Genomic DNA, 18,938 nt, shown 5'->3' with positions numbered 1-18,938 from the left:
TAAATCCAACCGCTTGCAGTCGATTTGCCCGTTTTGTTGGCGGCTTACAGCCCCCTGATGTCAGAGGCCGGTTCGACCAGCTGGCGATAGAGGTGCCAGGTGCCGTGACCGAAGATGGGAATGACCAAAGCCAGCCCGACAAACAGCGGCAGCGAGCCGATGAACAGGCCCGCGCCAACCAGAATGCCCCAGACCAGCAGCGGCAGCGGATTGCGCAGCACCGCGCGGAACGAGGTTTCCACCGCCACATAGGCGCCGACATCCCGATCAAGCAGCAGCGGGAAGGCGATCACCGAGGTGCAGAGCACGACCAGCGCGAACAGTGCGCCGAGCAGCGAGCCGACAATCAGCAGGGTCATGCCGCCCGGCTCGGTCAACACCTGCTGCATCAAGCCGGTCAGCGTTTGCGGCGTTGATGAGCCAAAGATGCTCTCATACAGCGCCTGGGCGGCGGTGAGCCACAGGGTGAACAGCGCAAACAGCATGACGCCCACCACGGCAATGGAGGCAATTGCTGGCGAGCGCAGCACCTCGAAGGCATGGCGCCAGGAGGTATCGAGGCCCTGTTCGCGGCGGCGGGAAATCTCGTAGAGCCCGATGGCGGCAAATGGCCCGATCAGGGCAAAGCCGCCGACCAGCGGATAGAGCAGGGGCCAGGTGTAATAGCCGCTCATCCACACCGTCAGCACGATGCCGACAACGGGATAGATCAGCACCAGCATGACGTAATGGCTGGGCTGTTCCCAAAAATCGGCCGCGCCCCGGCGCAATGCGGTGAAAACGTCGCCCACGGAAATGGTGCGAATAATCGGGTGGTCGAGCTTGTCGCCCGCGCCGGCAATGACGTGGAAACTGGACATGGCTGTTCTCCGCTGCCTCTTGCAGAGAGTCTTCGCCATTCGGCCAAGCAGGAGAGTGGCCGTCGATGAACGAAGCCGTCTGCAAGAGGGAGAATATGCCGGAAACGGGAGCCTGTCGCCCCCGTTTCTAGAAATTGTGATTCGGGCCCTTGGCCTAGATTTCGTAGCGATCCGTCGCGTGCCGCACCGGGCGGTAGAGGAAATAGTCGAAGTCGGCCGGGCTGGCCGTACCGTTCAAATCCTGTGCCGCCATCCCGACAAAAGCGCCGGTGAAGCTGCCATGGGCCTGATGGCCACCGCATTCGTCCGACAGCAGCGAGGCATCCAGCACTGGGCCGATCGGCTGCAAATCCTGCCCGTCCAAGGCGTAGAAGAACTGCAGCGCGGGCCCGCGAATGGTGAGGGCGAGCTTGACCTTGCCGCTGTTGGGGATTTGCACCGGTTCGGCGGGGAAGCTGAGATTGCCATCGGGCCAGCTGGCTTCCGAACTCATCAGCAGCAGCTCGCGCTGGCCGTCGGAGTGGGCGGTGACCGCCAGATAGAAGAAATTGTAGCGGCTGTAATAGGCGGTGAGGCCGGCCATAGTGCGCTCGTCGGTGGCGGCGAAATCCACCAGCGTCTCAGCATCATAGGAGAAATGGGTCTGGCGGCGGGCGACCAGCGCCTGTTCGAACCACGAGCCGATCGACTCGCGGCCGTAGAGGCGCAGCCTGTTGTCCGTGAGGGCAAAAATGCGGTCGGGTTCGGGGGTGCGGAGCCACTGGAAGTCGAGGGGCAAGTCGCCGTCGAAGCTGTAGCGCTGCTCGGCCCAATAGGGGGCGTCGTCGCGGGTGCCGGGCACCTCCACATGCAATGACGGCACCGGACCGTGTTTCACGTGAATCCAGTCGTCATCGCCCCAATAGGCTTCCTGGATGGAAGTCTCGCGGCCGAGCACGCAGCGGCGCTCCTGGGTGGTCGGGCGGCCGCCGAGATGGACCAGATAGGTCTTGCCATCCGGCGTCTCGACCAAGTCGCCATGGCCGGCGCGCTGAATGGCGGCGAAGGGGGCATCCTTGCTGGTCAGAATATGCTGGTCGGGATGGGTTTCGTAGGGGCCGTCGAGGTTTCGCGAGCGGGCAAAGGTGACGGCGTGATCATAGGCGGTGCCGCCTTCGGCGGTCAGCAGGTAATACCAGCCGTTGCGCTTATAGAGATGGGGGCCTTCGACCAGCTTGAGGTCGGTGCCCTGATAAATATTCTTGATCGGGCCGACGAGCTTTTCCCCCACCGGGTCGAATTCCTGCAGCGCAATGCCGGCGAATTTCAGCGGCCGGGCGCGGTGGTCCCAGAGCATGTTGACGAACCATTTGCGGCCATCGTCGTCATGAAACAGGCTGGGGTCGAAGCCCGAGGAGTTGATGTAGATCGGATCGGACCAGGGACCGTCGATAGTGTCGGCCCAGACGATGTAATTATGCGCGTCCTTGAACGAGCCGTCCTTGCGCTTGACGTCGGTATAGACCAGCCAGAATTTTTCCCCGTCATGGCTGAGGCAGGGAGCCCAGACGCCGCAGCTATCAGGATCGCCACGCATATCGAGCTGGCTCTTGCGAGTCAGCGGGCGGGTGAGCAGCGTCCAGTTGGCCAGATCGCGGCTGTGGTGAATCTGCACGCCGGGGAACCACTCGAAGGTGGAGGTGGCGATGTAGTATTCGTCGCCGACGCGCAGAATGGACGGATCGGGATTGAAGCCGGGCAGGATGGGGTTGGTGATCTGGGGCATGTCAAATCTCGGGGTGGAGAAATCAGAACTAGACCCATCCCATCGTCATCACCGGGCTTGTCCCGGTGATCCACTCGCTTGCCCTTTGCGCCGGGGCAGAATGGATTGCCGGGACAAGCCCGGCAATGACGATGAAACAGCGGTCGGAATGACCAATCAGACGAAGCGGTTGATCAGGTTTTCCAGATATTCCTGCTGGCCGGATTTGGGCTGCGGGTTGAGGTTTTCGGCATCGACCTTGGCGGCCAGATCGGCGAGCGACAGCTTGCCGCCGAGAATGCCCTGGCCGAGTTCGCCGTTCCAACCGGCATAGCGGGCGTCGAGCGCCTGGTCATAGGTGCCGTCGGTGATCAGCGCGGCCGCCGCCTTGAGCGAGCGGGCCAGCACATCGAGGCCGCCAATGTGACCATAGAGCAAATCAGCCGGATCGATCGACTGGCGGCGCACCTTGGCGTCGAAGTTCCAGCCACCCGAGTTCAGGCCACCGGCCTTGAGGATCTGGTAGAAGGCCAGCGTGGTCTCTGGCACCGAATTGGGGAACTGGTCGGTGTCCCAGCCGGACTGGATATCGTTGCGGTTGGCGTCAACCGAACCCAGAATACCCAGCGAGGCGGCCAGCGCCAGTTCGTGCTCAAAAGTGTGGTTGGCGAGGAAGGCGTGGCCGACCTCGATATTGCACTTCACCTTGGTTTCGAGGTCGTACTTCTTGAGGAAGCCATAGACCGTGGCGACGTCGAAGTCGTACTGGTGCTTGCTCGGCTCCTGCGGCTTGGGCTCGATCAGGATCTGGCCCTTGTAGCCGATCTTTTCGGCATGCTCGATCACCAGATGCAGGAAACGGCCCATCTGGTCCTGTTCCTGGCCAATCTTGGTGTTGAGCAGGGTTTCATAGCCCTCGCGGCCGCCCCACAGCACGTAATTGGCGCCGCCCAGCTCATGGGTCAGCTCCAGCACGTTCTTCACCTGGCCGGCGGCATAGGCGAAGATTTCCGGATCGGGATTGGTGGCGGCGCCGGACATGTAGCGGCGATTGGAGAACAGGTTAGCCGTGCCCCAGAGCAGCTTGGTGCGGCTGGTTTCCATCTTGCGGGCGAAGATTTCGCCGATCTCGCGGACATTGCGATTGCTCTCGGCCAGGCTCGCGCCTTCGGGGGCGATATCGGCGTCGTGGAAGCAGAAGAACGGCATGTCGAGCAGATCGAACAGCTCAAACGCCACATCCGCCTTGAGGCGCGCGCCCTCCATGCCCTTGTCATACCAGGGGCGATCGAACGTGCGGCCGCCAAACGGGTCGCCACCTTCCCAGGCAAAACTGTGCCAATAGGCGACGCCGGGGCGGATATGATCCTCCATGCGCTTGCCGAGGACGATCTCGTCCTTGTTGTAGTGGCGATAGGCCAGCGGGTTGGTGCTGTCCGGGCCCTCGAACTTGACCGGGGCGATATTCTTAAAGAAATCCGTCACTTACGTGCCTCCTCAATAGCGGGATAGAGCGCGGCAAAGCGCGCATATTGGTCGGAATAGGCGGCCGACAGGCTTCGGTCGGGCGCAATCACGGTTTTAATCGGCGGCATGGTCATCACCGTTTTGGGGTCGGCCCCTTCGGCGGCGCAGAGGCCGAGCCGGGCCGCACCCAGCGCGCCACCGAAATCGCCGTCCTCGGGGAGGGCGATTTCCATATCGAGATTGGTGGCGATCAGCTTGAGCCACAGCGCCGATTTGCTGCCGCCGCCGACGGCCAGCAACCGGTCGATTTTTGTGCCGGCGTCGGTGAGCACGCGCTGGCTGTCGCGGAAGGCAAAGGCGACGCCCTCCATCACCGCCTGGGCCAGCTTGGCCGGGTCGGAAAGGTGGGAGAGGCCGACGAAGCTGCCGCGCGCCGCGGCGTTGTTGTGCGGGGTGCGCTCGCCCGAAAGATAGGGCAGGAAGATTTCCTCGCCCGGCCCGGTGAACTGGGCTTCGGCGGCGGCGGAAAGTTGCGCCTGCTTCTGGCCGGTGAGCTTGCTCAGCCAGTTGAGGCTATCGGTGGCCGAGAGGATGACGCCCATCTGGTGCCAGGTATCGGGGATGGCGTGGCAGAAAGCGTGGACCGCGCCGGCAGTATTGGGGCGGAACCTGTCATTGGAGACGAACAGCACGCCCGAGGTGCCGAGCGAGACAAAGCCCTCGCCGGGCCGGATGGCACCAATGCCGCAGGCCGAGGCGGCATTGTCGCCCGCGCCGCCGGCGATCACCACATTCTCGTTCATGCCCCAGCGTTGGGCCAGATCGCGCTTGAGAAAGCCCGAGGGGGCGGAGCCTTCCACCAGACGCGGCATATGCGAGCGGTTGAGGCCGGTGACGGCGAGCAGCTCGTCGGACCAGTCGCGCTTGCCGACATCGAGCCACAGCGTGCCGGCGGCGTCGGACATGTCTTCTACATGCTCGCCGCTGAGCAGCAGGCGCACATAGGCCTTGGGCAGCAGCACTTTGGCGATCTGTTCGTAGATTGCCGGCTCGTGCTTGCGCACCCAGGCGATTTTGGGCGCGGTGAAGCCGGGCATGGCGATGTTGCCGGCGATCTCGCGCAGGCGGGGGAGCGCGGCTTCCATTTCCCGGCATTCGGCGGCCGAGCGGCCATCGTTCCACAGGATGGCCGGGCGCAGGATTTCATCGTTTTTGCCGAGCAAGGTGGCGCCATGCATGTGGCCGGACAGGCCAATGCCGCGCACCGACGCCAGTTCGGTCGGGTGGCTTTTGCTGAGCGCGTCGACGGCGGCGAGGGTCGCGGTCCACCAGTCAGTGGGGTTTTGCTCGGACCAGCCGGGATGCGGCCGGACCGGCTCGACGGCGGCGGCCGAGGCCTCGCCCAGGGCGCGGCCATGCTCATCAATCAGCAGCGCCTTGACGCCGGAGGTGCCGATATCAATGCCAAGATAGGTCATGAGGCACGTACCTCAATTCTGGGCAGCAACAACATCTCAACGTCCTCCCGCCCGATTTCGGGCCCGCCTTGTGGTGATGACCGAAGGTCTTAGCGCAGATTGTCGCGCAGGAAAATCCCGATTTCAATGGGGTCCACGGCGCCCTTGCTGCTGCCGCCGAGCGCCAGGGTGCGGGCGACAGCGATGGCCTGCCGGATTTCACCATCCGGGTTTTGGTCCAGCACCACATCAATGGCGCCGGATTGCAGCCCGCTGCGGGTCGGATCGGTCAATTCATGCGCGATGACGCGGATGGCGCCGGCGCGGCTCGAGGCATCGAGCGCCCCGACCAGACCGGCATTGCCGGCACCCAGATTATAGATTCCAACCAGGTCGCGGTGCTGCTCCAGCAGTTGGTCCACCAGGGCCTGCGTTTCGCTGCGCTCATCATGCCCCTCAAGCGGGCCGATCAGCGTGATGGCGGGAAATTCAGCACTGAGAACGGCGCGGAAGCCGGCGAGGCGGTCGGCGTGGTCGCGCAATTGCAGCGAGCCGGCGATGACCGCGATTTTGCCGCCCTGCGGCAGGAACCGCCCCATCAGCGAGGCAGCGGTGCGGCCGGCGGCGGCGTTGTCGATGCCGATGAAATGGCGGCGCTGGGTGCCCGGCAGGTCGGACACCAGCGTCATCACCGCAATGCCGCGCCGCGTGGCGCTGTCGACGGCGGTGCGCACCGAGGCCTCGTCGCTGGCAACGATGATGGCGCAGTCGCAATTGCGGGCATCGAGCGCGTCGAGGCTTTGCGCCAGCGCGTTGGCGTCCAGCGCACGGACCCGGCGGGTCTCGATATGCATGCGATCGGCCAAAGCCGGGGCGCTGCGGCGCTCGACAGCGTCGGCGAGGCTGGCCATGAACTCATTGGAGCTGTCGGGAATGACGAAGGTCAACTTGAGGTCGCGGGCGCGGGCCAGCAGCGAGGCGCTGAGATCGCGCTGGAAACCGATCTCGGCGATGGCGGCTTCGACTTTCTCGACGGTGGCGGCGCGCACGCCCGGGCGAGCATTGAGCACGCGATCGACAGTGGCCAGGGAAACGCCGGCCGCCCGCGCCACATCATGCACCGTGGCCCGGCGTCTCAAACCAATCTCGTTCACGCTGGGACCCTCGTTTGTTCGCACCAAGCTTTGGCGGCGCGCGGCCAAACGTCAAGTGTATCGTTGCAGGCGGGTGGCGAAGCAGGCTACAGCTTGCCGCGATTTTTCTGGGGGCGGCCATGGGTATTTCAGTAGCGAATTTTGGCGAATTCAACGGCAAGCGGGTCGATCAGTTCTCGCTGCTCAGCGATACCGGCGTCGCCGTCGACCTGATTTCCTATGGCGTGGTGGTGCGCGACTGGCGCGTGCCGGTGGCTGGCGGCAGTCGCTCGGTGGTGCTGGGTTTTGACAGCTTCGACGCCTATCCGGCGCATAGCCCGCATTTCGGCTCACTGGCCGGACGGGTCGCCAATCGCGTCAAGGATGCCAGCTTCGAGCTGAACGGCAAGACCTACAATCTGCCCGCCAATGCCGGCAAATTGCAGCTGCATGGCGGCACCGAGGGACTGGGAAGGCAAGTGTGGGACGGGCAGGTCGATGAGGCCAATAATGCCGTGCGCTTCACTCATTTTTCGCCCGATGGCGCCATGGGCTATCCCGGCAATGTCAATTTTTCGGCGACCTATACGCTGGCTGGCAACAAACTGCGGCTCGAACTGAGCGCCACCACCGACCGGCCGACGCCGATCAGCCTGGTGCAGCATCAATATTTCAACCTCGGCACCAGTGCCGATGTGCTCGACCATTCCATCCAGGTCAATTCCAGCGCCTATACCGAACTGGGCGACGATCTGGCCCCGACCGGCGCCATCCTGCCGTCGCGCGGCACGATTTATGACCTGCGCACGCCGAGGACCATGCGCGATGCGGCTGGCCAGCCAGTGGATTACGATATCGGCATGGCGCTCGACACCGGGCGCAGCAATGCTGATCCGATTGCCAGTGTGGTGTCGCCGAACCAGGACTTGACGCTGAAGCTGTGGAGCGACCGGCCGGGGGTGCAGGTCTATAACGGGGTGTGGACCGCGGTTCCGGTGCCGGGATTGGGCGGCAAGAGCTATGGCAAGCATGCCGGCTTCTGCCTCGAAGACCAGGCTTTCGCCGATGCGCTGCATAATCCGCATTTCCCCAATGTGATCTACTCGCCCGAGCGCCCCTATCGCCATTGGTGCGAATTCGAAATTGCCTGAGGCATCGCAGCGCTGCTGACGGATTTTGTCAGCACGCTCGGGCACGGTTGGCGGTGTGATCCACTGGAGACACCGTCATGTCCCGTTTGTGCTGGACAGTTGGCCCCGGGCCGGGAATCTGGCATCCCAATCCGCCACGGGAGACTGATGCATGGACAAAACCGAGCGGTTGTTTGCGGTCATGGACGCCTTGCGGCGGCACCGCCGCCCGGTCACGGCGGCAGTTTTGGCCGAAGAGCAGGGCGTCTCGGTGCGCACGCTGTATCGCGATGTGCAGACGCTTATCGGGCTGGGCGCGCCGATCGATGGCGAGGCGGGGGTGGGCTATATGCTGAAACCCGGATTCTTTTTGCCCCCTTTGATGTTCACGCCGGAAGAGCTGGAAGCGCTGGTGCTGGGCGCGCGCTGGGTCGGGGCGCAACCCGATGACGGGCTGGGCGCCGCCGCCCAGAACGCGCTGGCCAAGATCGCCACCGCCTCGCCGGAAGATCTGCGCGACCGGATCAACGATACCGGGCTGTGGCCGGTCGCGGTGTGGAGCAATAATCGCCAGCCGATGCCGATATTGGGGCAGGTGCGCCAGGCGATGCGCACGGAAAAGGCGCTGACCATTGCCTATGAGGACGAGGCCGGCAACGCCACGGAACGCACCATCTGGCCGGTGCAGCTGGCCTATTACGAAGGCAAGCAGACCATCGCCGCCTGGTGCTGCCTGCGGCAGGCTTTTCGCAATTTCCGCACCGACCGCATTGTGGCGCTTACCATAACCGAGGAGCGCTATGGCAAGCGCCGCGCCGTGCTGGAACGCGAATGGCACGAGAGTTGGGAGCACGACCGGCGCTATGAGGGCCGGGATTTGAAGTAGAGGCTTCGCCGCCTTCACCCCATGCGCGCATAAAGACTTTCCGGTCGCACGGCGTCGTCGAAGCGAAAGCGGTGATCGGCGGGGGGATGGGCGCGCTGGCCGCATTCGAGGCGCGGGCAGATGCGGCAGCCGACGCCAATCGGCACCAGCTGGCTGTCGCCGGTCAGATCCATGCCGTCGGAATAGATCATCTCCTTGGCGTGGTGGATGGAGCAGCCCAGCCCGATCGACATATAGCGACGCGGCGCGTTGTAGCGGTGGTCGCCCTTGGAAATGGTGCGGGCGATGCAGAAATACTTTTGGCCATCCGGCATCTGGCTGAGCTGGATATTGATCCGCTCGGGGCTGAGAAACGCCGAATAGATATTCCAGCGGGGACAGGCGCCCGAATGGCGCGGAATGTGAATGCCCGACAGCGAAAAGCGCTTGGAAATATTGCCGGCAATATCGGTGCGCACCAGATGCAGCGGAATGCCGGCGGCGCCCTTACGCTGCAGCGTGGTCATGCGGTGGCAGACCTGCTCGAAACTGGCGCCAAAGCGGCGGGCAACGCGCTCGATATCATAGCGATAGTCGCGACAGGCGCGCAGGAACGGCTCATAGGGCATGACCAGCGCCGCCGCGAAATAGGCCGACAGCACATTGCGCGCCAGCACCGGCGCATCGCCCTCGGGCAGGGCGGAATCGGCAATGATGGCGTCGATTTCGGCGCCGGCGGCGAGCTGGCCGAGTTGGTGGGCGATGAGGAATAGCGCCGATTCAGCCGGCACGATATCGGAGACCAGCAAATGCTGGCGCCGCTGATCGAGCTGGCGGGCAATGCCATGCGGCAGTGAGGCCAGCCGCACTTCCAGCCCGAACACGTTGAACAGATAGGTGCGCAAGCCATAGTCGAAATTGTCGCCACCATGGTCGATGTCGGCGCGCACCCGCTCGGCAGCGGCTTCCAGTGCCGCGAAATGATTGAGGTTTTCCTGCAGGAAATCAGAAATCGCGTCGGTGGCGAGGTGGAACGGTTCGGCTTCGCCGGCGGCGACCGGGGCCGGGCCGGATTTGGCCACCAGCTGGTAGCGGTCATAGAGCTTGAGAATGGCCCGCGCAGCGGCCGGATTGGCGTGGGCCAGGTCGCGGATTTCGAGATTGGTGACATCGCTATCGGCGAACAGATCGTCGCCAAAGGCTTCCATCAAATCGCCGACCAGCCGCCCCTCATCGCTATCGACCAGCTCACCCGGCTCGACGCCGAAATAGCCGGAAATGGAAAACAGCAGCGGCACGGTGAGTTTGCGCCGATTATGCTCGATCAGATTGAGATAGCTGGCGGAAATGCCCAGCGCCTGCGCCAGATCGGCCTGGGCGATTTTCTTCTGCCGCCGCAACCGCTTAATGCGGCCGCCGATCTGCATGTCCTGCGTCTCGTTCATCGCTGCTCCTCCGGCTTCTGTTGACAGACTTTACAAATCTGCCGCCGAAACTTGACCGCTGCTTTACAGCTTTACTCGGCCTTATGCGCTTATTTCTTGCATGTCTCGGCGTTTTGTCAAATCTTTACATCAACAAAACGAGGAGACTTTCGGATGAGCCCGTCCATTAGCGAACGCGAGGAATATCTGACCATCATCGCCCCGACGGCGGTTGAAGCCATGGCGCAGTTCAAGGCGCGTGGCCTCGACACCCAGGGCTATGCCATTGCCGGCAAGATTGGCCGCCACCAGTTTTCGCTGGTCGGCGGGGAGGGCAGCACCGAGCTGTTTTCCGGTAACGGCATGATTGCCGCGACGTTCAGCCGGAAGGTGCTGGGGTAAAATCTCTCAGTCGACACCCTCCCCCTTGCGGGGAGGGATCAAGGGTGGGGATGAGAGCCGCGATATCCGGGCTCTCGCCCCCTCCCATCCTCCCCCTTCAAGGGGGAGGTGCCGCGCGGTGGTTGTTCGGCCTGCAAGCCATTCGAGCATAGCTCTTATGGCCTGCTTGGCTCGAAAGGCTCCACTGGAGCCTTTCGCCGGCGCTGCCGGACGCCCCGCAGTGTTCCACGTGAATCACCAAAACGCCCGGTTCACCGGACCGGCGAAGCCATGTCTCAAGGAGAAGACACATGCTCGATAAGCCACAATTCCCGACGCCCGATTATGCCCCCGACCGCTGGCGCAATATTGCCCGCAATTACACGCAGGCCGATATTGCCCGGCTGTCCGGGTCGCTGCCGATCCGCCATACGCTGGCCGAAAACGGTGCGCGCCGGCTGTGGGAGCTGCTGCAGAGTGAGGATTTCGTGCCGACGCTGGGCACTTTTACCGGCAATCAGGCGGTGCAGCAGGTCAAGGCCGGGCTGAAGGCGATCTATCTTAGCGGCTGGCAAGTTGCGGCCGATGCCAATAGCTCGGGCAATATGTATCCCGACCAGAGCCTCTATCCGGTGGACAGCGTGCCATCGGTGGTCAAGCGCATCAACAAGGCGCTGCAGCGGGCCGACCAGATCCAGACCATGGAACAGGCCGACGGCATCGCCACCACCGATCACGACTTTTTCGTGCCGATCATCGCCGATGCCGAAGCCGGGTTTGGCGGCGCGCTCAATGCCTTTGAGCTGATGAAGGCAATGATTGAGGCCGGCGCCGCGGCGGTGCATTTCGAGGACCAGCTGGCTTCGGAAAAGAAATGCGGCCATCTGGGCGGCAAGGTGCTGGTGCCGACCAGCCAGTTCATCCGCACGCTGAATGCGGCGCGGTTGGCGGCCGACGTGATGGGCGTGCCGACGCTGATCATGGCGCGCACCGATGCGGAAGCAGCGCGGCTGATCACCTCGGATATCGACCCATATGACGCGCCTTTCGTCACCGGCGAGCGGACCTCGGAAGGGTTTTACCTGCTCAAGGGCGGCATCGACGCGGCCATCGCCCGCGGCATTGCCTATGCGCCCTATGCCGATCTGATCTGGTGCGAAACCAGCACGCCTGATCTGGCCGAAGCGAAGAAATTTGCCGAGGCGGTGCGCAAGGTGCATCCGGAGCAGATGCTGGCCTACAATTGTTCGCCCAGCTTCAACTGGGCCAAGCATATGGACGAAGGCGCGATGGCCCGCTTCCAGCGTGAAATTGCGGCGATGGGCTATAAATACCAGTTCATCACCTTGGCGGGCTTCCACAATCTCAGCCTCACCACGTTCGAATTGGCCCGCGCCTACAAGCAGGACGGCATGGCGGGCTATAGCCGGCTGCAACAGGCCGAATTTGCCGCCGAGGCGCATGGTTTTTCGGCGGTGCGGCACCAGCGCGAGGTGGGCACGTCGTATTTCGATGCGGTGTCGATGGCGGTGAGCGAAGGCAAAAGCGCCACCACCGCAATGGGCGAAAGCACGGAAACGGCGCAGTTTCACTAGCTGCTGCTACCCCCAATCACGGTGTCATCCCGGCTCAAGGCCGGGATGACACCGCGTTTTTGGGGAGGGCGACCTTACCCCGCCACCGGCAACAGCGCGCCCAGCAGGCCGAAGGCCAGTGCTGCCAGACCGAGCGTGTGCAGCAGGGCAATGGCCCAGGTGGTGGCGACGAAGCGCGGTTTGACGGTCTTGTGGCGATAGACTTCCTGCGCCGCCAAGCCGCCAATAATGCCGCAGCACAGATCGACGACATGCAGATTGGTTTCGCTGACCCGGTATTTGCCGGTGAGCGCATAGAGCTTGTCAAAACGATAGAGCAGGGCGCTGCCGGTGCCCATGGCGGCATAAAGCAGGCCAAGCCAGACCGGCGCCCGCTCGGTGCCGATGGCCCAGAGGATCAGCAGCGTCATCAGCGTTGCAGCGGCGGTGCGCAGCCCCAATTTGTAGCGCGAGACATTCCCGCCGCCCTGCCGGACATCGCGCAATGTTGGCACCACGGCGGCCGCGACGGCAACGGTGACATCAACGGCCGACAGCCGGCCTTTGCGGCCGATGGCGGTATCGAAGCTGAGCTGATCGCCAATGCGCGGGCGCGCGCCGCCCGACACCTTGGAAATATGGACGTAATAGTCCCGCCCCGCGTCATCGCGCACGAAGCCATAGCCGCCCTTGTTATTCCACTGGACCAGTTCGCCCGATCTTCTCATCATCACCCTGCCGGCAGTTGCCGTCACCAATATGGGGCAGAAGGTTAACGAGGCTTAAGCAAAAGCTAATTTCTGTTGGCCGTTCAACCAGGATGGTTATAGGCTTTCCCGCAGTGCCGACCAAATAGCTGCTGCTGCCATGTCCCAATCAGCCAAGCGCTTCGTTGTAAGCCAACTCGACAAAGCCGGAATCACGCCCAATGGCGACCGGCCAACCGACCCGCAAATCCATGATGAACGACTCTGGGCCCGCCTGCTGCGCGATGGCACGCTGGGGCTGGGCGAAAGCTATATGGATGGCTGGTGGGACGCGCCCGAACTGGATCAATTCCTGTTCAAGCTTATGAATGCCCATATTCAGGACGCCTTTCCCAAGGATCTGGCGGAACTGTGGAGCGTGGCTCGAGGCAAGCTGCTCAACCTGCAGCGGCTACATGTCACCGAGGTGGGCGAGAAGCATTACGACATCGGCAACGATCTCTATGCCGCTATGCTCGACAGCCGGATGATCTATTCCTGTGCCTATTGGCGGGACGCCGGCGATCTCGACGCGGCGCAGGAGGCCAAGCTCGACCTGATCTGCCGCAAGATGGGGCTGATGCCGGGGATGCATATTCTCGATATCGGCTCGGGCTGGGGCGGTTTCCTGCAATTTGCCGCCGAACGCTATGGCGTGTCCGGCGTTGGCGTCACCGTCAGCAAGGAACAGGCGGCGCTGGCCAATACCCGGACGGCGGGGCTGAAGGTGGAAACGAAACTGCTCGATTATCAGGCGCTGGACGGGCAGTTCGACCGCATCATCTCGATCGGCATGTTCGAGCATGTCGGCTACAAGAATTACCGTGCCTATTTCGACAAGGCCGCCAGTCTGCTCAAGCCGGATGGGCTGATGCTGCTGCATTCCATTGGCGGGCACCACTCCACCACCCATGGCGATCCGTGGAGCGAAAAATACATCTTTCCCAATGGCATGCTCCCCTCCGTCGCCCAGATCGGCAAGGCCATTGAAGGCCTGTTCGTGATGGAGGACTGGCATAATTTCGGTGCTGACTATGATCGCACCCTGATGGCCTGGCGCGACAATTTCGATGCGGCCTGGCCAGAACTGATCAGCGAGCAATATGACGAACGCTTCCGCCGCATGTGGCGCTACTATCTCAGCGTCTTCGCGGCGCTGTTTCGCGCCCGCAATATCAGCCTGTGGCAGGTAGTGCTGTCGCCCAAGGGCGTGCCGGGCGGCTATGTCAGCATCCGCTGAGGGGCGGATTCACGTGAAACACATAGGCTTCAAGTGGCGCCGAAATTGAGCCGATAGCTCAGAGCCTCAGCGATATGCGGGCGACCGACACTGTCCACGCCGGCCAGATCGGCCAGAGTGCGGGCTACTTTGAGCACGCGGTGATAGGCGCGGGCCGAGAGGTTGAAGCGCTCGGCGGCTTGCAGCAGCAGCGCCTGACTCTCCTTGTCCGGATTGACCAGAACCTCAATCAGCGTCGCGCTGGCGGCGGCATTGGTGAAGATGCCGGGATGCTCGGCATAACGCTGGCGCTGCCGCACCCTGGCGCGCGCCACCCGCTCGGCCACCACGGCGGAGCTTTCGGCGATGGTGGATGGCATGATCATGTCGGCGGCCGAAACCGCCGGTAGGTCGATGCGGATATCGATGCGGTCAAGGAACGGCCCCGAGATGCGCGCCTGATAATCATCGGCACAGGCCCGGCCACGCTTGCAGGTGTGACCGGGGGTGCCGGCCATGCCGCATTTGCACGGGTTCATCGCCGCGATCAGTTGCACCCGGCTGGGATAGGTGACCCGCGCATTGGCGCGGGCGATGATTGTTTCGCCCGCTTCCAGCGGCTGGCGCAGGCTGTCCAGCACGCTGGGGGCAAATTCGGGCAGTTCATCGAGAAACAGCACGCCATTATGCGCCAGGCTCACCTCGCCCGGTTTCACCCGCAAGCCACCGCCGACCAGTGCCGCCATCGAGGCCGAGTGATGCGGGGCGCGGAATGGTCGGCGATCCGACAGCGCGCCGCCGACCAAAGCGCCGGCAATCGACTGGATCATCGAGATATCGAGCAGTTCACGCGGTTCAAGCGGCGGCAGGATCGAGGGCAGGCGTGCCGCCAGCATGGATTTGCCGGCGCCGGGCGGGCCGATCATCAGTCGTGCATATAACATAACATTTGGTAGGCTTTTGAAACCTTTGATGATGTTTTGGCTCCCAGCAGAAACGTATCGAGCTCTTGGTTCTTGATGGTGACGGCGAGATTGGGGTGGGATGCGGACTAGCGGCTTTTGGAGCGACTACTTTAAGGTTGCCGTAGAATGTGGCGGGCCTACCATCCGGCAATGGCCAAGACAAAATACACCGATCTCGATCGCGAAATCATCGTACTGTCAGCCGTGTGGGACCTCATTGACTCGATGGTCCACTACGGCCATTTCGTGAAGCAGCACCGGCTCGAGGAAGCCACGCTGATGTTTAATACCAGCGAGTGCAGCCGCCTATTCATCATCATGCTTGCAGACTTCCTCTCGAAGCCGTCGGAAGGAACATTCACGCTCAAATTCAGGGATGGGGAAGGCAGCCTTGCCGAAACCTACCTTGGCAACCTCCTCGACATCTCTAACGCGCCACACTTCCACGGTGATGTCGCGCTCCTGCAGACGTCGATACAAGCATTCGCCAACTGGCTTGACGGGTCGGTCACTGTGGAAAAGGTCTGGCTGCCGTCTATCGATCGCGAGGGCGATATCACGGTGCAGCGCAAAACCTACCTTAAAATCTGCGGCACACTCACCAAGCACGGCTTCACGCGCTTGGGCAACACGGTCAAAGCGATCCAACGGGTGCTAGCGGACAATGGCACCAAAATCGACGAGGGCCAGAGCTATCTAATTATTCCCGACTTTCAGGACTGGTTTCGCGATAACGTGTTCATCGCCAGTTCGTCGATCATCGCGTGGCACCTCAACGAGATCCGCTGGGGCCTGTTTCAGTATCTCCGGCCGGAGTTCGAGCGCGCCTACAGCCCCTACCTGGCAGGAGACTTCGAGGCCTATAGGTTCGATGTGCCTGTCGCAATCACCAACCCACTGATAAAATCTATATACTGGGACCTGATGAACAACGTTAGAAGCCCGCCATACTTCCCGCGCTTCACAGTTCAGCGTTACCTTTGGAATGACTTTTAGTTGTCAGGAGCGCTCGATCTGCGGCCATGGTGATCTGCAAAACGGCGGCTTTCAGGACATCCAAACGCTCGCGGGAATGACCAAAATGGGGACGACTTTGGGGGACAAGCTTTTCATCATCGGCAATGGGTTTGACCTTCATCATGGCGTTCCATCCAGCTACACGGCTTTCGGCGAGTATCTGGCTCAAGTCGATTCAGATACCTTTACGACAATTGAGGAGTACCTCTTCGTCGATGAGGACTTCTGGTATCTATTTGAGGAAAGGCTAGCCACGTTCGACTCCGAGCTAGTCATCGACCACGCGGAGCACTTCCTGATGCCCTACGGGGCAGAGGACTGGAGCGACTCCGGTCACCACGATTACGAATACGAGATCAACGAAGTGGCAGACGCTCTGTCTCGGAACGTGCGTAATCGATTTGCCGAATGGATCAGGTCCTTGCCTATACCTGCGCCCGGGACGGTCCCGCTCGTCCGCAGCGTCGACCCGGAAGCTCAATTCCTCAATTTCAACTACACTCCGACTTTGCAGCAACTCTATGGCGTGCCAGATGCCAACGTGCTCCACATCCATGGCAGCGCTAAGGACCCGATGAGTCACATCGTGTTAGGACACGGGTGGAAGGCAGAGGAACGCCCCCACCTTTCCAATCGAGTGGACGAGGAGACCGATACCCGGGTTGCGGGAGGCTACGATCTCATTGACAGATACTTCGCTGACACCTTCAAGCCCACAGATGAGATTCTTGCTGGCAACTCATCTTTTTTCGCTGGATTGGGGGGCATCACCGACGTCCACGTACTTGGCCATTCTCTCGCTGCAGTGGACGCGGCGTACATTGAAAAGGTCGTCCGAGGCATTCATCCGGAGGCCAACTGGACCATCAGCTATCATCGCGATCCGTCGCGCGAAATGGAACGGTTCGAACGCTACCGGGTAAATCACGAACGTCGTCGCTTCGAGCGTCTTTCGACGCTCTGACAGAAAGTCACTCGACGGTTACGTAGTAGGATGGCATGCCGCAGCTCGCGAAAAGGCGGACCCGCACCGCTCTCCTGGCATTACCGTTCCACGTCATGCGACCTACCTCGATCTCGTGCAGGTTCGCCGTCGTTCCGTCCCGTTGCTGCCAAAGGCATCCGACATGCTCCAGGTAGTGCGGCACCGCCGACTCCCTCGGAAAGTCGGTGCGAACGAATTCGGCTACGGCAGGGACGAACGGCGTCGATTTGAAGTGATGCATGGCGTAGACATGGGCGATCTTGGCGATCAACTGCACGAAGCGGACCATATCGATCGCTTGGGACGAGAAAGCGTCTAGTGAGTAGCGCTGCAGCAATGCCGCATCCGCGTTTATGTTGTAGAGGCGAAAGTTGAACGGCTCGTCGGCTTGGGCAGCTCGCCTGCTGTAGGTGGATGCCGGGTAGAGCGCAGGCAGAACTAGGATCGTCGGGTAGTGGACCAACGGGATGTATTCGTGCTCGGTAGTTTCCCGGCCGACGTCGAGTGGAAAGTTGGACTTCTTCAGAACCCCTTCCTTTCCCTGGAGCGCGAAAGCCTTTCGAACCGGGTCGAACATTTCCCGCGCTATCGAAACCTCGAACCTGGAAGTGGCTTTCTGGCAATCGTGGCATGAAGCATCGGGAAGCTCGAGCCCTGCCCCAAGGAACTCGGGAATCACGTGCTCGCTGGTCAGCTTCAGTGCGTTCCCCTCGCTGTCATGGTCGCGGCCGCAGTATACGCAGCTGCCAAAGCCCGGAAGGTCCTTCCTGGTTTTGACGGCCGAAAACGCCTCCAAGTGCTCGCCATCGAACATGCCTTCGGCAAACATCCGGAATGCTCCCCCGTCCTTAGGCGCGTAATCCATTGCGCCTACGGCGGGCAGGGCTGCTAGGTCTGCCCAAGCGAACTTCCAGTATCGGCGAGCAGGTCCCGGCGGCGGCGGATCTCCGAGCATTTCTCCTCCTCGTCATCGTAGCTAGGTTAGCCAGAGGCATCGCTACAGTGTACCGCCGTATGGAATGCGACCCGTCGCAATCATTTCGTCCAACCGCGCCGCCTTGACCCGCAGACGTGAGATCGCCTCCTCCAGACCGCGCTTGTAGTGCCTGATCTTCGCGCGTTCTCTCTCGCCGGGCGCGTCCATTTCCGCCACATCGTAGCAGGCGAGGGTGGCTTCCCTGTACCCTAGGCTGCCAGCGACGCTTGCCTTCCATTTGACCGGATCAAAGTCGAGGTCGATGAGCGCTGCCGGCGCGTTGGCAAACGAGGGAAACGGATCGATTGCTGTATAGAACCCATCGCTGCTGGTCATCCGACCGAACATTAATCGGACACAGCTGTCCGCCTGTTCATTGGCATAGCCCACCACGGATGGGTCAAATTGGATGAATGGGGTTCCACTCTCCGAGATATCAGCCCTTTTAAAGGCGACAGATCTTTCGGCGCGGAACGCGTCCATATAGCCAGTGCCGACGAACTGCCCGCCTTCGTGGAAGATGTTGCCCTTGGTGATCACCCCGCGGCAAAGTCCGCCTTTGGACACTACCTTAGCGGCGGCAGCATGGCAGTGATGTACCAAGGTAATCAACCCCGCTGGGGACACCTCAGCGGAGGCGACCATGCAATCCGAGACCTGCGTTACCTCGAAGCGAACGCCTTTTTGGATGTAAGGCGCTTGCGGGCAGAGAAAGTGTCCGTTTTCTCGGACTTTCACGGCATCTACCGAGCTGCCTAGTGCACTCACCAGCTCAAGCGCCCGGCTAAGGTCGCCTCCGCCAGCTTCGGCGGCTTGGACCATATTGGTAAAGCCGACGATATCCACGAAGGCGATGAACTTTTCAGTGACTTTCACGTCGAACTCCAGATATCAAATTGAATTAGGAGCGAGCCTCGTGCTCCAAAACCTCGCGCACGTGCTCGAGAACACCGATAAGCTGTCCGACATCTTCTTCCCACGCGGGGAGTGAGTGC

16 protein-coding genes and 1 pseudogene are annotated in these 18,938 nt (G+C 61.8%); 7 read left to right on the top strand and 10 right to left on the bottom strand.

Annotation, left to right across the window (positions count from 1 at the left end):
* Positions 1-44 precede the first annotated feature (44 nt).
* The 5 genes from ACX3OW_RS02610 to ACX3OW_RS02590 all read right to left on the bottom strand — a co-directional run bounded on the left by ACX3OW_RS02610 (position 45) and on the right by ACX3OW_RS02590 (position 6,682).
* Positions 45-860: a DUF2189 domain-containing protein gene (locus ACX3OW_RS02610; RefSeq protein WP_459094183.1), complete on the bottom strand. Its 816-nt coding sequence runs from the start codon at positions 858-860 to the stop codon at positions 45-47.
* 154 nt (positions 861-1,014) lie between these two features.
* On the bottom strand, positions 1,015-2,625 hold the full coding sequence (locus ACX3OW_RS02605; RefSeq protein WP_459094182.1) for a glycoside hydrolase family 43 protein: 1,611 nt from the start codon (positions 2,623-2,625) through the stop codon (positions 1,015-1,017).
* Positions 2,626-2,781: 156 nt separating this feature from the next.
* Complete coding sequence (gene xylA, locus ACX3OW_RS02600; protein ID WP_459094181.1) at positions 2,782-4,089, bottom strand: xylose isomerase; 1,308 nt, start codon at positions 4,087-4,089, stop codon at positions 2,782-2,784.
* Entirely contained in the window at positions 4,086-5,549 is a 1,464-nt protein-coding gene (gene xylB / locus ACX3OW_RS02595) for a xylulokinase (protein ID WP_459094180.1), read from the bottom strand. The genes xylA and xylB overlap by 4 nt, the downstream gene beginning before the upstream one ends.
* Before the next feature lie 89 nt (positions 5,550-5,638).
* Positions 5,639-6,682 carry a LacI family DNA-binding transcriptional regulator gene (locus ACX3OW_RS02590; RefSeq protein ID WP_459094179.1) on the bottom strand — a complete coding sequence of 348 codons (1,044 nt, stop codon included), beginning with the start codon at positions 6,680-6,682 and terminating at the stop codon, positions 5,639-5,641.
* 119 nt (positions 6,683-6,801) lie between these two features.
* Between ACX3OW_RS02590 and ACX3OW_RS02585 the strand changes: the two genes are divergently transcribed.
* Positions 6,802-7,812, top strand: a complete 1,011-nt coding sequence (locus ACX3OW_RS02585) for an aldose epimerase family protein (protein WP_459094178.1) — start codon at positions 6,802-6,804, stop codon at positions 7,810-7,812.
* A 151-nt stretch (positions 7,813-7,963) separates the two neighbouring features.
* Complete coding sequence (locus ACX3OW_RS02580; RefSeq protein ID WP_459094177.1) at positions 7,964-8,677, top strand: helix-turn-helix transcriptional regulator; 714 nt, start codon at positions 7,964-7,966, stop codon at positions 8,675-8,677.
* 14 nt (positions 8,678-8,691) lie between these two features.
* Here the strand turns inward: ACX3OW_RS02580 and ACX3OW_RS02575 are convergent, their stop codons facing one another.
* Positions 8,692-10,101, bottom strand: coding sequence for a helix-turn-helix domain-containing protein (locus ACX3OW_RS02575; protein ID WP_459094176.1), 1,410 nt, complete (start codon positions 10,099-10,101; stop codon positions 8,692-8,694).
* Positions 10,102-10,254: 153 nt separating this feature from the next.
* Between ACX3OW_RS02575 and ACX3OW_RS02570 the strand changes: the two genes are divergently transcribed.
* A complete protein-coding gene (locus tag ACX3OW_RS02570; protein ID WP_459094175.1) occupies positions 10,255-10,482 on the top strand; it encodes a hypothetical protein in 228 nt (75 codons plus the stop codon).
* 290 nt (positions 10,483-10,772) lie between these two features.
* Complete coding sequence (aceA, locus tag ACX3OW_RS02565) at positions 10,773-12,056, top strand: isocitrate lyase (RefSeq protein ID WP_459094174.1); 1,284 nt, start codon at positions 10,773-10,775, stop codon at positions 12,054-12,056.
* 74 nt (positions 12,057-12,130) lie between these two features.
* On the opposite strand, the gene ACX3OW_RS02560 is transcribed toward aceA, so the two are convergent.
* Positions 12,131-12,766 (bottom strand): DUF1294 domain-containing protein, encoded by a 636-nt coding sequence (locus ACX3OW_RS02560; protein ID WP_459094173.1) that lies wholly within the window; start codon positions 12,764-12,766, stop codon positions 12,131-12,133.
* Between the two features lie 136 nt (positions 12,767-12,902).
* Between ACX3OW_RS02560 and cfa the strand changes: the two genes are divergently transcribed.
* Positions 12,903-14,021, top strand: a complete 1,119-nt coding sequence (cfa, locus tag ACX3OW_RS02555) for a cyclopropane fatty acyl phospholipid synthase (protein ID WP_459094172.1) — start codon at positions 12,903-12,905, stop codon at positions 14,019-14,021.
* A gap of 29 nt (positions 14,022-14,050) precedes the next feature.
* Here cfa and ACX3OW_RS02550 read toward each other — a convergent pair.
* Positions 14,051-14,929: pseudogene (locus ACX3OW_RS02550) on the bottom strand (YifB family Mg chelatase-like AAA ATPase); the annotation flags it as partial.
* Positions 14,930-15,115: 186 nt separating this feature from the next.
* On the opposite strand from ACX3OW_RS02550, the gene ACX3OW_RS02545 reads away from it, so the two are divergent.
* Complete coding sequence (locus ACX3OW_RS02545; RefSeq protein ID WP_459094171.1) at positions 15,116-15,961, top strand: hypothetical protein; 846 nt, start codon at positions 15,116-15,118, stop codon at positions 15,959-15,961.
* Positions 15,951-16,946 (top strand): bacteriophage abortive infection AbiH family protein, encoded by a 996-nt coding sequence (locus ACX3OW_RS02540; protein WP_459094170.1) that lies wholly within the window; start codon positions 15,951-15,953, stop codon positions 16,944-16,946. The genes ACX3OW_RS02545 and ACX3OW_RS02540 overlap by 11 nt, the downstream gene beginning before the upstream one ends.
* 7 nt (positions 16,947-16,953) lie before the next feature.
* On the opposite strand, the gene ACX3OW_RS02535 is transcribed toward ACX3OW_RS02540, so the two are convergent.
* Both ACX3OW_RS02535 and ACX3OW_RS02530 read right to left on the bottom strand, forming a co-directional pair.
* A complete protein-coding gene (locus ACX3OW_RS02535; protein ID WP_459094169.1) occupies positions 16,954-17,796 on the bottom strand; it encodes a hypothetical protein in 843 nt (280 codons plus the stop codon).
* Between the two features lie 168 nt (positions 17,797-17,964).
* Positions 17,965-18,819 (bottom strand): hypothetical protein, encoded by an 855-nt coding sequence (locus ACX3OW_RS02530; protein WP_459094168.1) that lies wholly within the window; start codon positions 18,817-18,819, stop codon positions 17,965-17,967.
* Between the last annotated feature and the right edge of the window lie 119 nt (positions 18,820-18,938).

This window comes from Devosia sp. A449, assembly GCF_054489375.1.
This window is presented reverse-complemented; position numbering and strand designations above follow the sequence as displayed.

What these genes read in the sequence shown, in the direction of transcription:
- cfa (WP_459094172.1), top strand. Translation starts at nt 12,903, where the DNA reads ATGTCCCAATCAGCCAAGCGCTTCGTTGTAAGCCAACTCGACAAAGCC.
- ACX3OW_RS02535 (WP_459094169.1), bottom strand. Translation starts at nt 17,796, where the DNA reads ATGTTTGCCGAAGGCATGTTCGATGGCGAGCACTTGGAGGCGTTTTCG.
- ACX3OW_RS02605 (WP_459094182.1), bottom strand. Translation starts at nt 2,625, where the DNA reads ATGCCCCAGATCACCAACCCCATCCTGCCCGGCTTCAATCCCGATCCG.
- xylB (WP_459094180.1), bottom strand. Translation starts at nt 5,549, where the DNA reads ATGACCTATCTTGGCATTGATATCGGCACCTCCGGCGTCAAGGCGCTG.
- ACX3OW_RS02610 (WP_459094183.1), bottom strand. Translation starts at nt 860, where the DNA reads ATGTCCAGTTTCCACGTCATTGCCGGCGCGGGCGACAAGCTCGACCAC.
- ACX3OW_RS02575 (WP_459094176.1), bottom strand. Translation starts at nt 10,101, where the DNA reads ATGAACGAGACGCAGGACATGCAGATCGGCGGCCGCATTAAGCGGTTG.
- ACX3OW_RS02585 (WP_459094178.1), top strand. Translation starts at nt 6,802, where the DNA reads ATGGGTATTTCAGTAGCGAATTTTGGCGAATTCAACGGCAAGCGGGTC.
- aceA (WP_459094174.1), top strand. Translation starts at nt 10,773, where the DNA reads ATGCTCGATAAGCCACAATTCCCGACGCCCGATTATGCCCCCGACCGC.
- ACX3OW_RS02560 (WP_459094173.1), bottom strand. Translation starts at nt 12,766, where the DNA reads ATGATGAGAAGATCGGGCGAACTGGTCCAGTGGAATAACAAGGGCGGC.
- ACX3OW_RS02540 (WP_459094170.1), top strand. Translation starts at nt 15,951, where the DNA reads ATGACTTTTAGTTGTCAGGAGCGCTCGATCTGCGGCCATGGTGATCTG.
- ACX3OW_RS02580 (WP_459094177.1), top strand. Translation starts at nt 7,964, where the DNA reads ATGGACAAAACCGAGCGGTTGTTTGCGGTCATGGACGCCTTGCGGCGG.
- ACX3OW_RS02570 (WP_459094175.1), top strand. Translation starts at nt 10,255, where the DNA reads ATGAGCCCGTCCATTAGCGAACGCGAGGAATATCTGACCATCATCGCC.
- ACX3OW_RS02545 (WP_459094171.1), top strand. Translation starts at nt 15,116, where the DNA reads ATGGCCAAGACAAAATACACCGATCTCGATCGCGAAATCATCGTACTG.